This window comes from Bartonella sp. ML70XJBT.G (genome assembly GCF_028618575.1).
Taxonomy (GTDB): domain Bacteria; phylum Pseudomonadota; class Alphaproteobacteria; order Rhizobiales; family Rhizobiaceae; genus Bartonella.
Genome location: NZ_JAQITA010000005.1, coordinates 46598 through 60914 on the forward strand (window position 1 = coordinate 46598; position 14317 = coordinate 60914).

12 protein-coding genes are annotated in these 14317 nt (G+C 38.7%); 7 read left to right on the top strand and 5 right to left on the bottom strand.

Translation table 11 applies throughout. The features are described from left to right. Positions 1–342 precede the first annotated feature (342 nt). From nrdH to nrdF, 4 genes are read left to right on the top strand one after another with little or no spacing between them, the layout of a single operon-like run. A complete protein-coding gene (gene nrdH, locus PVV64_RS03560) occupies positions 343–567 on the top strand; it encodes a glutaredoxin-like protein NrdH (protein ID WP_269030073.1) in 225 nt (74 codons plus the stop codon). Then, positions 567–965 carry a class Ib ribonucleoside-diphosphate reductase assembly flavoprotein NrdI gene (nrdI, locus tag PVV64_RS03565; RefSeq protein ID WP_273759836.1) on the top strand — a complete coding sequence of 133 codons (399 nt, stop codon included), beginning with the start codon at positions 567–569 and terminating at the stop codon, positions 963–965. The genes nrdH and nrdI overlap by 1 nt, the downstream gene beginning before the upstream one ends. After that, positions 947–3097, top strand: coding sequence for a class 1b ribonucleoside-diphosphate reductase subunit alpha (gene nrdE / locus PVV64_RS03570; RefSeq protein ID WP_273759837.1), 2151 nt, complete (start codon positions 947–949; stop codon positions 3095–3097). Before nrdI ends, nrdE begins: the two co-directional genes overlap by 19 nt. An 11-nt stretch (positions 3098–3108) precedes the next feature. After that, on the top strand, positions 3109–4083 hold the full coding sequence (nrdF, locus tag PVV64_RS03575) for a class 1b ribonucleoside-diphosphate reductase subunit beta (protein ID WP_273759838.1): 975 nt from the start codon (positions 3109–3111) through the stop codon (positions 4081–4083). Here nrdF and prmC read toward each other — a convergent pair. The 4 genes from prmC to secA form a co-directional block, all read right to left on the bottom strand. Then, positions 4080–4946: a peptide chain release factor N(5)-glutamine methyltransferase gene (prmC, locus tag PVV64_RS03580; RefSeq protein ID WP_273759839.1), complete on the bottom strand. Its 867-nt coding sequence runs from the start codon at positions 4944–4946 to the stop codon at positions 4080–4082. The two genes, nrdF and prmC, sit on opposite strands and share 4 nt — an antisense overlap. After that, on the bottom strand, positions 4943–6022 hold the full coding sequence (prfA, locus tag PVV64_RS03585) for a peptide chain release factor 1 (protein WP_273759840.1): 1080 nt from the start codon (positions 6020–6022) through the stop codon (positions 4943–4945). The genes prmC and prfA overlap by 4 nt, the downstream gene beginning before the upstream one ends. Before the next feature lie 190 nt (positions 6023–6212). Beyond that, complete coding sequence (locus PVV64_RS03590) at positions 6213–6710, bottom strand: Fur family transcriptional regulator (protein WP_273759841.1); 498 nt, start codon at positions 6708–6710, stop codon at positions 6213–6215. Beyond that, complete coding sequence (gene secA / locus PVV64_RS03595) at positions 6649–9366, bottom strand: preprotein translocase subunit SecA (RefSeq protein WP_273759842.1); 2718 nt, start codon at positions 9364–9366, stop codon at positions 6649–6651. The genes PVV64_RS03590 and secA overlap by 62 nt, the downstream gene beginning before the upstream one ends. 415 nt (positions 9367–9781) lie before the next feature. Here secA and PVV64_RS03600 point away from each other — a divergent pair, with 415 nt between their 5' ends. The 3 genes from PVV64_RS03600 to mutT all read left to right on the top strand — a co-directional run bounded on the left by PVV64_RS03600 (position 9782) and on the right by mutT (position 12644). Beyond that, on the top strand, positions 9782–10735 hold the full coding sequence (locus PVV64_RS03600; RefSeq protein ID WP_273759843.1) for a peptidylprolyl isomerase: 954 nt from the start codon (positions 9782–9784) through the stop codon (positions 10733–10735). Between the two features lie 131 nt (positions 10736–10866). Further along, entirely contained in the window at positions 10867–12099 is a 1233-nt protein-coding gene (gene argJ / locus PVV64_RS03605; protein WP_273759904.1) for a bifunctional glutamate N-acetyltransferase/amino-acid acetyltransferase ArgJ, read from the top strand. Between the two features lie 131 nt (positions 12100–12230). Next, positions 12231–12644, top strand: a complete 414-nt coding sequence (mutT, locus tag PVV64_RS03610; protein ID WP_273759844.1) for an 8-oxo-dGTP diphosphatase MutT — start codon at positions 12231–12233, stop codon at positions 12642–12644. Positions 12645–13426: 782 nt separating this feature from the next. Here the strand turns inward: mutT and PVV64_RS03615 are convergent. Then, complete coding sequence (locus PVV64_RS03615; protein ID WP_273759845.1) at positions 13427–14293, bottom strand: NlpC/P60 family protein; 867 nt, start codon at positions 14291–14293, stop codon at positions 13427–13429. Between the last annotated feature and the right edge of the window lie 24 nt (positions 14294–14317).

The window sequence follows — 14317 nt, forward strand, 5'->3', positions numbered from 1 at the left end:
ATTTTTGTCGTAAGAGAAAACTAAGCTATTGGCAAACAGTGGCTGAGGGCGTTAGTTTTTTAGACAGTAGGAGGGAATTGTAATGCAAGCAAAAGATTGTTTTATAACTGAGAGGCTGTGCCATTTAAGTTGTAGAATGATCCATTTATTCTCATCATAATTTTAAAATTATTTGATGGGGACTTCTATTCTATTCAGGAAGCTATGTGTTATTTGAATAAAGAGTATAGCTATATGTGTTTGCGTACAATTTCTATTTTTTTGTTATCCTTGAGTATTTATAAATGAATCAGAATGAACCCTTTGAGGGTTGATTTGTTAAGATTGTGAAAGTTGAAGAAAATGCCGGTCACTATTTATAGCAAACCATCTTGCGTCCAATGTGATGCTACACGTCGTGCCTTTGATGCGAAGGGTATTCATTATCGTGTTGTGGATATTTCTCGTGATGAACAAGCCTATATTTTTGTTCAATCTTTGGGTTATCGTCAGGTTCCTGTCGTTGTTTGTGGTGAAAATCATTGGTCTGGTTTTAGACCAGATATGATTAGTGGTCTTTGTGTTTAATGGGACTTATTGTTTATTATTCGAGTGCTACGGGTAATACTGAACATTTTGTTTCACAGCTTGGTCAACGACTCTTCAAAATTGATAAAAAAAAACCGTCTGTGTTAGTTGGTGAACCTTATGTATTGATTGTTCCGACTTATGCAGATGGTGAGGGAAGAGGAGCTGTGCCGAAAGCAGTTATTCGTTTTCTCAATGAAAGTGAGAACCGCAAATTCATTCGTGGTGTCATTGGTGGTGGGAATCGTAATTTTGGTCGCTATTATAATTTAGCAAGCAAGATCATTTCTGAAAAATGTTTTGTACCTTGCCTTTATCGTTTTGAGCTGCGTGGAACTGATGAAGATGTTATTTGTGTAAAAAAGGGATTGGAAAGATTTTGGAAACAATTGGTATAGAACAGGCGCAAAAAACAGGTCAGATCACAGATTATCATGCACTGAATGCGATGCTTAATCTTTATGATGAAAACGGTCATATCCAATTTGATATGGATAGACTTGCCGCGCGACAATATTTTCTTCAGCATGTTAACCAAAATACGGTTTTTTTTCATAATTTGAAGGAAAAAATAGACTACTTGATAGAAGAAGGTTACTATGAAGAAGATTTGTTTAAACTTTATGATTTTTCTTTTATTAAGAAGCTTTTTAAGCGTGCTTACGCGTTTAAGTTTCGCTTTCCCACTTTTTTGGGTGCATTTAAGTATTATACCAGCTATACACTGAAGACTTTTGATGGAAAGCGCTATCTTGAGCGTTATGAAGACCGTGTTTGCCTTGTTTCTCTCTATTTAGCACAGGGCAATAAGGCTCTTGCTGAAATTTTTGTAGATGAAATTATTACAGGACGGTTTCAACCTGCCACTCCGACATTTTTGAATGCAGGGAAAAAACAACGGGGCGAGTTGGTGTCGTGTTTTTTGTTGCGTGTTGAAGATAACATGGAGTCCATAGGGCGTTCGGTTAATTCAGCTTTACAGCTTTCAAAACGCGGTGGAGGGGTAGCGCTTTGTTTGACAAATTTGCGAGAAGCGGGAGCTCCGATCAAGCAGATAGAAAATCAATCTTCAGGTGTTTTACCGGTGATGAAACTTTTGGAAGATTCTTTCTCTTATGCCAATCAGCTTGGTGCAAGGCAGGGAGCTGGTGCTGTTTATTTACATGCACATCATTTAGATATTATGAAGTTTTTAGATACAAAGCGTGAGAATGCTGATGAAAAAGTCAGAATTAAAACGCTTTCACTTGGTGTTGTTATTCCCGATATTACTTTTGAGCTTGCACGTAATAATGAGGATATGTACCTATTCTCGTCTTATGATATTGAGCGCGTTATGGGCAAACCCTTTAGCGATATTTCTTTGACGGAGCATTATCGGTCTTTCGTTGATGATGCAAGGATTCGTAAAAAGAAAATAAGTGCACGTGTTTTTTTCCAGACTTTGGCGGAGATTCAATTTGAATCAGGATATCCCTATATTTTGTTTGAGGATACTGCTAATCGAGCCAATCCGATAGCTGGGCGGATAAGTATGAGCAATTTATGTTCAGAGATTTTACAGGTGAGTGAGGCAAGTGAATTAGAGACAGATTTAACATACCGCACTGTTGGAAGTGATATATCTTGTAATCTTGGTTCCATGAATATTGCCAAAGCAATGAAAAGTCCTGATTTCGGGCAAACAGTGGAAGCTGCTGTTCGTGCTCTTACTGCTGTTTCCGATATGAGCGATATTGCTTGTGTACCCTCTATTGCCAAAGGCAATGCTGAAAGCCATGCGATTGGTTTGGGACAAATGAATTTGCATGGTTTTTTAGCGCGTGAGAAGATCTATTATGGGTCTCCAGAAGCGATTGATTTTACCAATATCTATTTTTATACGGTAACCTATCATGCAATACGTGCTTCCAATTTAATTGCACGCGAGCGTAAGGAAATCTTTGCAGGATTTGAAAAGTCTGCTTATGCAGATGGTCGTTTTTTTGACAAATATATTGAGAAAGAGTGGAAGCCGCAATTTGCACTTGTACAAGAGCTTTTTGCACGGAATAATATTGCTATACCAGATCAAAAGGATTGGCAGGAACTCAAGGCTTCAGTTGTTGAGTATGGGCTTTATAATCGCAACCTGCAAGCAGTTCCCCCCACTGGGTCTATTTCTTATATTAATCACGCAACCTCTTCTATTCATCCCATTGCTTCGAAGATTGAAATTCGCAAAGAGGGAAAAATTGGGCGCGTTTATTATCCTGCTCCTTACATGGATAATACAAATTTAGATTTTTACCAAGATGCCTATGAGATTGGCCCTGAAAAGATTATTGATACCTATGCTGCTGCCACGCAGCATGTTGATCAAGGTCTTTCATTAACGCTCTTTTTTCCAGATACCGCTACCACGCGTGATATTAACCGTGCACAAATTTATGCCTGGAAAAAAGGTATAAAGAGCATTTATTATATACGGTTGCGGCAAGTAGCATTGAGTGGAACGGAAGTGGATGGCTGTGTTTCGTGCAGTCTATAGGAGATAATCACATGACAAAGATTACAACCCAAAATCCTGTTGTTTGCGCTGTCAATTGGAATAGATTGCATGATGAGAAAGATCTTGAAGTATGGAACCGCTTAACTGGAAATTTTTGGTTGCCTGAAAAGGTTCCGCTTTCTAATGATATTCCTTCATGGTCAAGTTTAACAGAGGAAGAACGCAAGCTCACGATTCGTGTTTTTACAGGGTTAACTCTTCTAGATACGATTCAAAATACCGTAGGAGCCATTTCACTGCTTGCTGATGCAATAACAGAGCATGAGGAGGCAGTATTGACAAATATTGCTTTTATGGAAGCGGTTCATGCGCGTTCTTATTCTTCTATTTTTTCAACCCTTTGTTCGACGGTAGAAGTTGATGATGCGTTTAGATGGTCAGAGGAAAATATTCATTTACAAAAAAAAGCCAGATTAGTACTTGAACGTTATGAAGGGAATGATCCGCTAAAGAAGAAAATTGCTTCAACTCTGCTTGAAAGCTTTTTATTCTATTCTGGTTTTTATTTGCCTATGTATTGGGCCAGTCGTGCTAAATTAACAAATACAGCTGATCTTATTCGGCTTATCATTCGTGATGAAGCTGTCCATGGTTACTATATAGGCTATAAATTTCAATTAGGGTTTGCAAAACTTGATGAGGACAAAAAGCAAGAAATTAAGGATTTTGCTTTTAACTTACTCTTTGACCTTTATAATATTGAATGCAAATATACTGAAGATCTTTATGACGCACTTGGATTGACAGAAGATGTCAAAATTTTTCTTCATTATAATGCAAACAAAGCCCTCATGAATCTGGGTTTTGAAGCTCTTTTCCCACCAGAAGTTTGCCGTGTTAATCCAGCTATTTTGGCGGCTTTATCACCAAACTCGGATGAAAATCATGACTTTTTTTCAGGAGCAGGTTCCTCTTATGTTATCGGCAAGGCAGTTGCCACGACAGATGATGATTGGGAATTTTAAGGGTTGTATACAAAGAGAAGGGCGCGGGGGACACCACTTAAGTCTTTGCGCATTTCTAAACACTTAAAGCCATTTTTTCCAAATAAGTCGCAAACTTCTTTTTCTTGAGAGTAGCCGATTTCAACAGCAACATAACCTTCTGCTTTTAAGTAGTTTGCGGCTTTATCAGAAAGCTTTCGATAAAAATCAAGGCCATCTTCTCCACCAATCAGTGCACGCAATGGATCATAGAGTCGCACTTCTTTTGCAAGATTTTGGATATCTTTTTCTGGAATATAGGGTGGATTCGAAAGAATAAGATCAAATTGGCCTGTAACAGAATCAAACCAATCACTAAGAAGAGGTGTAAAACGATTGATAACATTGGCATTCTTTGCATTTTTTGTTGCTGTTTTGAGGGCATTTTCAGAAATATCAACAGCCACTGCAGAGGATTGAGGAACTTGTTTAAGAATTGCAATAGCAAGAGCACCGCTTCCTGTTCCCATATCCAGCAGTGTTATTTTTTTTGTTTTTTCACTCTGTTTTTTGAGGAATGGTAAAACAAGATCCACCAGCGTCTCTGTATCAGGACGTGGTTCTAATGTTTCTTGAGAGAGTGCGAAAGAGATGCCATAAAACTCTCTCACACCTATAATACGGTAAACAGGTTCGCCAGCAATACGTCGTTGAATGGCACTTTCTAATTGTGCAATTTGCTCAAAGGACAGACAGAGATTGGGTTGAAGAATTCTATCCGATGCATTTGTATTTGTGATCCATTCAACAAGTATTTTTGCTTCAAGATTGGCTTCAGAAACTCCCTGAGTGCGCAATTTTTCTTGAGTCTGTCGGATAACATTGTTGAGAGTATGCGCGTTCATCCATGATCATCCATTGCCATAAGGAGGGCTGCTTGATGATCGGATATCAATGCATGAATAATCTCATCAAGCTCTCCTTCTAGAATGCGGTCAAGCTTATAGAGAGTGAGATTAATACGGTGATCAGTGACACGTCCTTGTGGAAAATTATAAGTACGAATACGCTCTGAGCGATCACCAGAGCCGACTTGATTTTTACGAGAAGCTGAACGTTCATTTTCCGCTTTTTGTCGTTCAATATCAAATAAGCGTGCACGTAAAATTTGCAACGCTCGTGCACGGTTTTGATGTTGTGATTTCTCTGCTTGTACTACCATAATCCCTGTTGGAATATGCGTGATACGAACAGCTGAGTCCGTTGTATTGACATGCTGTCCTCCTGCTCCAGAGGCACGCATGGTGTCAATACGGATGTCTTCAGGGCGAATTTCAATATCAATTTCTTCAGCCTCTGGAAGGACAGCAACGGTAGCAGCAGATGTATGGATACGTCCACCGGTTTCTGTTTCAGGGATACGTTGTACACGATGAACGCCTGATTCAAATTTCAGTTTAGAAAAGACTCCTTTCCCTGAAATACTGGCAATAATTTCTTTATATCCACCAACTTCTCCCTCATTAAGTGAAACAACTTCAACTTTCCAGTTATGGGAAGCAGCATAACGCTCATACATACGGAAAAGATCTCCTGCAAAAAGCGCTGCTTCTAAACCGCCGGTTCCTGCGCGAATTTCAACAATGGCACTTTTTTCATCAGCAACGTCTTTAGGTAAAAGAAGAATCTGCAGTTCTTGTTCAAGTTGTTCCATTTTCTGACATAATAATGGGAGTTCTTCTTGGGCAAGATGACGCATCTCTGTATCTGTGAGTTTATCACTGATAAGTGTTTCGAGATCCGTAATTTCTCTATAAAGAGCACTGAGTGTTCGTATAGAAGAAACAATTGGCTGTAGTTCTGCATACTCAGAAGCTAATTTTACATAAGTTTCAGCATCTGGGTTTTTTGCCATTTGGCTTTCAATTATTTCGAAGCGCTTTTCAAGCTGTTTTATGCGATCTTTTGGCAAAGAAACCATGACAATATTAGCCTAATTTGTTATAATATTTTGTTGTAATACGAGCAATTGGTTGCCTTATAGCAATCAGATAACAGAGGCTCATAAAGCAGAAAAACTCTCTTGCCAATGAAAACTATAGATTTTTCGCGTAAACTTGTAGAAAATCTTCTTTTCCTAAAGTGCGTTTTGATGACGCATGCGAGATAAGCTACTTGAGAGTTGTTTTTTTTCCATAAAGTTCAAGGCGATGATGAATAATATCATAGCCAAGGGATTTAGCAATTTCTTCTTGCAACTTTTCAATGATATCAGAATGAAATTCGATCACTTGCCCTGTTTCCACATCAATGAGATGATCATGGTGTTGGCCATCTGCTTGCTCAAAACGAGAGGGCCCACCACTAAAGCTATGGCGATGAATTGTTCCATTTCCTTCTAATGTTTTCATTGTTCTATAAACGGTTGAAAGCGAAATACTCGAATCTATTTTGTGAGCACGCTGAAAAATTTCAAACGCATTTGGATGGTCGTTTGTTTCAGCCAAAATATCAAGAATAATGCGCCTTTGACGTGTTACTCTTAGACCTGCAGCGCGTAATTCCTTCTCATAATTTCGTTTTTTATTCATCTTCTTCATTGTTTTTTTAAACGAAGGCTCCATGACAATGTTTGTATTTTTTTTCTGAACCACAAGGACAACGTTCATTACGTCCCACCTTGCCCCACGTGGTAATGTCATTGGGATCACGGTCTTTCGGGTTAACAATTCTATTTTCTTGTGTTTGTGCCCACAGGGTGGAAGTTTTTCCTTTCTCTTGATCATTTTGAACAAAGTGATCGACATCCGTTTGCTCAGGCATAAGTGGCTCTGTAGGTTGTTGAATAATTTCAAAACGCATGAGTTTAGAAGTCACGACTCTACGTAAATTTCTCAGCATGCTTTGAAAAAGTTCAAAGGACTCTGTCTTATACTCGTTGAGTGGATCCCGTTGGGCATAACCACGAAAGCCAACAACAGAACGCAGATGATCTAAACTTACCAAATGCTCACGCCATAACGTGTCAATAGTTTCGAGTAATATTGCTTTATGAAAATAAGCCATGACCTCTGGAGTATAGCGTTCAGTACGTTCATTTTCAAGTTTTGTAACAGCATTTGATACGCGTTCTAAAATTTGTTCTTCGGCAATTCCATCTTCTTTGGCCCATGCCTCGATTGGGAGCTCAAGATTGAAGAGTTGTTGAATTTCCTCTTGTAGAGCTTTCACCTTCCACTTTTCAGAATATGTTCCAGATGGGATATAAGCTTCTACGAGATCTTCAACCACTTCATGACGCATTTCAAGGATCATGTCTGTCAAATCCTCTGCATTCATGACTTCCATACGCTGTTCAAAAATAACCTTGCGTTGATCATTCATGACATCGTCATATTTTAACAAATTTTTACGAATTTCAAAGTTTCGTGCTTCGACTTTTTTTTGCGCTTTTTCGAGGGCTTTATTAATCCACGGATGAGTAATCGCTTCATTTTCTTTTAACCCAAGCTTTTGCAGCATACTATCCATACGGTTGGAACCGAAGATACGCATGAGATCATCTTGGAGAGAAAGAAAGAATTTTGAGCGCCCAGGATCACCTTGGCGACCAGAACGTCCACGCAGTTGGTTATCAATACGACGACTCTCATGGCGTTCAGTAGCGATAACGTAAAGACCACCAGCGGTTAATGCTTTTTCTTTAAGCTGTTTAACATCTTTTTTAATTTCGTCAATTTTAGCAGTCCGTTCTGTTCCATCTGGCATATCCTGTAATTCTTGTCGGATACGCATCTCAACATTCCCACCAAGCTGTATATCAGTACCACGACCCGCCATATTTGTTGCGATGGTAAGAGCTCCAGGAACACCAGCTTGTGCAATAATATATGCTTCTTGCTCATGATAGCGGGCATTTAAGACTCTAAAATCGGTAATGCCTTCTTTTCGTAAACGTTCTGCTAATTGTTCTGACTTTTCAATAGAGGTTGTTCCAACAAGAATGGGTTGTCCTTTTTCATGTGCTTGACGGATATCACGGACAATAGCACGATATTTTTCTTCTGCAGTTCGGTAGATTTCATCATCTTCATCAAGACGCTGTATGGGCAAGTTTGTGGGGACTTCTACAACCTCAAGGCCATAAATATTACTGAATTCTTCGGCCTCTGTTGTGGCTGTTCCAGTCATTCCAGAAAGTTTCCGATACATACGGAAATAATTTTGGAAAGTAATGGAAGCAAGTGTTTGATTTTCTGGTTGAATAGCAACATGCTCTTTAGCTTCTAAGGCTTGATGAAGTCCTTCAGAATAACGCCGTCCTGGCATCATACGACCTGTAAATTCATCAATGATAACAATTTCATCATTGCGTACAATATAATCCTTGTCACAGACAAACAATTTATGGGCTTTAAGGGCGTTATTGACATGATGGACGATAGCAACATTTTCGATATCATAAAGACTTTCACCTTTAAGATACCCAGCCTGTTCGAGCATTTTTTCAATTTTTTCAGTACCCACTTCAGTAAAAGTTGTTGTTTTTTGTTTTTCGTCTATTTCATAGTCTTCTGGAGTTAAAGCGGGAATAAATGTATCAATAAGATTATAGAAATCAGTACGATCCTCTAGAGGACCAGAAATGATAAGAGGAGTACGGGCTTCATCAATGAGAATCGAATCAACTTCATCAACAATGGCATAATGATGCCCACGTTGGACCATTTGACTACGATCAAAAGCCATATTGTCGCGCAGGTAATCAAAGCCCAATTCATTATTTGTTGCATAGGTGATGTCGCATGCATAGGCTGCTCTACGGGCATCACTCTCAAGGTCATGGAGAATCACGCCTGTTGTTAGCCCTAGAAAACCGAAGATTTTTCCCATCGTTTCAGCATCACGGTTAGCAAGATAATCGTTGACTGTCACAACATGAACGCCTTTTCCTTCCAATGCATTGAGGTAAATTGGCAAAGTTGCCATTAATGTTTTACCTTCTCCAGTGCGCATTTCAGCAATACCACAGTCATGAAGGACCATTCCACCAATAAGCTGTACATCAAAAGGACGCATATCATAAACACGCTTTGCTGCTTCACGGACAGTTGCAAAAGCTTCTGGTAGGAGCAAGTCAACGGTTTCACCTGTAGCGAGACGTTTACGAAACTCGTCAGTTTTTTGACAGAGTTGCGTATCGCTTAATTTCACGAATTGTTCTTCTAACTCATTAATTTTCATAACTTTTTGGCGAAGAGCTTTGAGACGTCGCTCTTGAGCTGAACCAAAAAATTTGCGTGCAAAAACACCTAAACCGACCATCTCTGGCCCTTTCTTTTAATTGTTACCATTATGATTGGGTAATGCATATGTTATCCCCATATTCTACAATCCCAAAAGTGTTTAATAACTGGATGCAAGTGGTACCATTATACTTGTGGGTGTGCAATTTTTCATTTGATTGTAAAATAGAGATAAGAGGCGAAGTGCACCGTGTCAACTTTAGGAGTGCTTTTTAGCTAAGACAATACCAAGTAATTTACGATATAATATGTCATTTTCTATATTCTCATGTTTTTTATGAGTATGAGAGAGGGTGGTGTAAACGAAGATAAAAGGACAAGTTTATGCTTTTTAAAATAAAATTACTGATTTATTTATCTTTGTTTAGAGATTAAAATGCTACATTCAAATAAAATGAGATTTTGAATCTGCCTTCATTTTAAGGAGTATATTTATGAAATTCAACTTTAGCACGCTATTTTTAGCATTAGCTGTATTGGCAAGTACGAGTTTAGGGGTGATAGCCCAAGAAAGTTTGAATTCACCATCAGATGATTTAAAGACTTTGGAGAAAGCTTCTGAAAAGGCAGTTCCTTCTTCTCATGTGATGGCGGTTATTGAGGGGAAGGATATTACTGCAGGACAATTAGATGATTTAGCGCTTGAAATAAATCCTAATTTAGTACGTTTTCCTGATGAACAACGCCGTATAATGGTTTTAAAAGCTTATTTGGATATGCAAGCACTTGCGAAAGCAGCTAGGGACAAGGGCATTGATAAGAGTGAAGCTTATGATAAACGTATGGCGGTTATGCGTGATAATGTGCTCCAGCAGCTTTATTTTAAACAGACAATTGTTGACCAGATTTCTGATAATGATTTGGAAACTCTTTACAAAAAGGAAGTTGCTGCTTTGCCTAAAGAGGATGAAGTAAAGGCGCGTCATATTTTAGTTAAAACGAAAAAAGAAGCAGAAGCTATCGTGAAGCGTTTAAATAAAGGGGAAGATTTTGAAGAGATTGCAAAAAAGACTTCAACAGATGGTTCTGCGGCTGTAGGGGGTGATCTTGGTTATTTTAGCCATGGTCAAATGGTCAAACCTTTCGAAGATGCTGCGTTTAGCTTAAAAGTTGGCGAATATACCAAAACACCCGTTGAAAGTCCTTTTGGCTGGCATGTTATTAAGGTAGAAGATCGTCGTTTAAAACAACCTCCTGCATTTGATGATGTTAAAGAGATGTTGCGTACACAGTTGATAAGAGAACGCTACCAAAAACTGATTGTTGATTTGCGCAGTAAAATGGATGTGAAATATCCTGATCCCAATGTGACAAAGCTTATGCAATCGATTAATCAGAATGGGACACCGCTTCCGGATGAAACAGCCGATGAAGAAGATACGGAATAATAAAGAAGAAGTAGTAGAAAGTATTTTGCTGGGTGATTTGAGTGATGAATGTCGTTCAAAAAGCTGAGCAGTCATTTAATGAGAGACAACTTATCTACAATCATTTTATCTCTTTTTATGGAAAACAGAGTGTGGTTTTAAAAATATCTCCGTTATCTCCGCAAAATATACCGGAGCTTCCGCCGCTATTTGGTGTGCGGATAGCAACAGCTGAAGCTGGGATTAAATATAAAGGTCGTACAGATCTTCTTTTCATCATATTTGATAAACCGGCAAGTGTAGCTGGTGTTTTTACGCGCTCAAAATGTCCGTCTGCTCCTGTGGAACATTGTCGCGCATCGCTTCCTCATGGAGTTGCAAGGGGTGTTGTTGTTAATTCTGGGAATGCAAATGCTTTTACAGGACGCAAAGGAAGACAGGCGACCAATGAAATCATGTGTGCTGCAGCAAACACTTTGAAGGTGAGAGAAAATGAAATTTTTATAGCTTCTACAGGTGTTATTGGTGAACCAATGGATGCATCGGCTGTTGTAAACCTTTTACCAAATATGCTGGAAACGGCGAAAGAAGGCAATTGGTTAGAGGCTGCAAAAGCCATTATGACGACGGATACATTTCCAAAACTTGCTACGCGCAGATTTGATTGTGGAGGAGAGATCGTGACCATTAATGGAATTGCAAAAGGGGCTGGTATGATCGCACCAGATATGGCAACGATGCTCTCTTTTGTCATAAGTGATGCTAGAATTTCTTCGGATATACTTCAATCGATGTTATCAGAAGCGGTTCAGGGTTCTTTCAATTCGATTACTGTCGATAGCGATACTTCAACATCAGATACACTCATGATGTTTGCGACAGGAAAAGAAAACTTTCCTCCCCTTACACAGAGAGCTGATCCGCGTTATGGGATATTCTTAAAGCACTTAAATGGGCTTTTGCATGAGCTTGCGTTACAAGTTGTTTGTGATGGAGAAGGTGCACGTCATTTAATTGAAGTGAATGTGATTGGTGCGACAACAGACAATGCTGCGAAAACTATTGCCCTATCAATTGCAAATTCGCCTCTTGTAAAAACGGCTATTGCTGGTGAAGATGCGAACTGGGGGCGCGTGGTTATGGCAGTTGGCAAAGCAGGGGTTGAAGTCGACCGTGATCTATTGACAATTTGGTTTGGTGAACATCGTTTGGCGATCAATGGCGAACGAGATCCTGAATATTGTGAAGAGCAAATAGCTACTTATATGTGCGGAAAACACATCACAATTCGTGTTGATATTGGTTTGGGGCTTGGTAAAGCAACAGTTTGGTCATGCGATTTAACGAAGGAGTACGTTATGATCAATGGCGATTACAGAAGTTAACAGATACATCATAAATTTAACACTAGAACATCTGTACATTTTTGGAGAGGACGAGATATTTTAGCTCTTTCATTTTAGAGTATAGGGTAATACAAAAGAGATGGTTCTCTTTATTTCTTTTGGAGAGTGGTATGCATGTAAAAAGTTTACTTCTTCTTGTTGTTGCATGCGCATTATTAGATCAAGATAATCGTGTTTTGCTTACAGAACGTCCTCAAGGAAAATCACTAGCTGGTTTATGGGAATTTCCTGGAGGAAAGGTTGAGCAAGGCGAAACGCCAGAGGCATCATTGATTCGCGAGTTAGAAGAAGAGCTTGGTATTCATGTTCAAGCATGTAATTTACGACCCTTAACATTTGCAAGCCATAGCTATGAAACATTTCATCTCCTAATGCCCTTGTATCTTTGTTACCATTATGAAGGTGTTGCTAGAGGGCGAGAAGGGCAAAATTTAAAATGGGTTTTTATTGGTGACCTAGATAAATATCCTATGCCTGATGCTGATAAACCATTAGTTCAATTGTTGAAAAAATTTCTTCTTTAATAAGTTTTTGAAAAGACAATATCATTTATAAATAGAGGATACTTCGTTCCATAAGGCCTTAATGTGAGAAAAGATTTTTTAAAGAGAGAGCTTTGTAATTTTTATGAGAGATTGTTCTTTTGGCGCAACCAATTTCTTCATCGCCAATACGTTGTATCCTTACTATATCTTTTAAATTCGGCGCTGGAACATTCAAAATATCCACAGCAAAATTTGAAAATAATGAGAATGCGCAATACCTCACGCTTTTGTTTTTCACGGTCTTTCAACGGAGCTATGTCCCTCATGTGATCAAAAGGCCATTGGTTCTACATTTACCTCCTTGTAAAAAATATTTTTCAACGCTCCAAAATCTCTTTCACAAGAGTGCCTGTTCCTCATAATCACTTTCACCTTTATGCAGAGATCTCTTGCCAAAACGAATACGCCAATCATCTTAATGCTTTGTCATGAAGGTATATAATGCTCCATTATATTTAAAATTATTATGTCACTTGTAATATACAAACTTTCATGCAAGCTATTTACGAAATGGGCTTGTGTGTTACACAATACGCGAAAAATCTATGAGTGTTGATAAAGCTTCCTACTAAATATAAGTTTCAAAAAAATCGAGTTATGCATTTTCTTTGATATCAATAAGTTTATAAAAATACCTTTTCGCCCATATAATTAATAACTTCGTTCTATCGGCATTATTATTTTTAAGGGTTTTCAATAGAACTATAAAAAACACAACAATAGAAAGATTCGTTGGTTTTACTCATCTCTAAAAATACCACTTATGTTTCTATTATTGGACGACGTTTTTCTACGGGATATTTTTGATATGTTTGAGCGACACGCATAATGACTTCCTCTAGGGGCTCAATCATCACGTCCATAGAAAAACCATTTGCATGAATGACATTTTCATGATCAACCATAATGGCAGCATGGCCTTTCCAAAAGATTAAATCACCTCGTTGAAGTTCATCACTGTCTGAGAGGTGATGACCTATAGTTTTTTGCTGCATGTCAGTATCGCGTAAAACCATTTGACCGGTCATGATCATAGAAAGCTGGATGAGTCCTGAGCAATCAAGTCCAAAACCACTGGCTCCACCCCAAAGGTAAGGCGTGCGGATGAACATTTCAGCAACGGCAACATAATCTTTATATACACGGCCAATGGGACTGAGATGATTGCTGATGACTGCTTTTCCGTTTTCAAGTATAGAATACATAGTTTCACGGACTTCAACTTGATCAACAACAGTTACCTTACTTCCCATGGATAAAGGATATTCCATTGGTCCACGCAAATCAGCTTGGAAATATTGAAAAGTACGTGGCACTGAAACGACATGTGTTTGTTTTATGTTTGATGTACAAAGTGCTGTTGTATCAATATAACCAACATAACCATCTTTAAGAGATTGTCCCCACGACATGGCTTCCCCTTGTTCAAAGATAAGAAGCTCTTCTCCAAGTAAGCATTCGGTTTGCATTTCGCTTTTTTTACTGTTTTCTTTAAACAGTCCAGCAACAGGGACATGAACGCGTTTTTTTTCACCTTGCACGAAGCGCTGCGCTGTGACCTCTGTTTCAAGACGTTTGTCAGCGAGATCTTCTCTGAATGCATGTAACCTTGGATCTTTAGAGACCATTCATTTCCCTTTCATTTTTGTCTT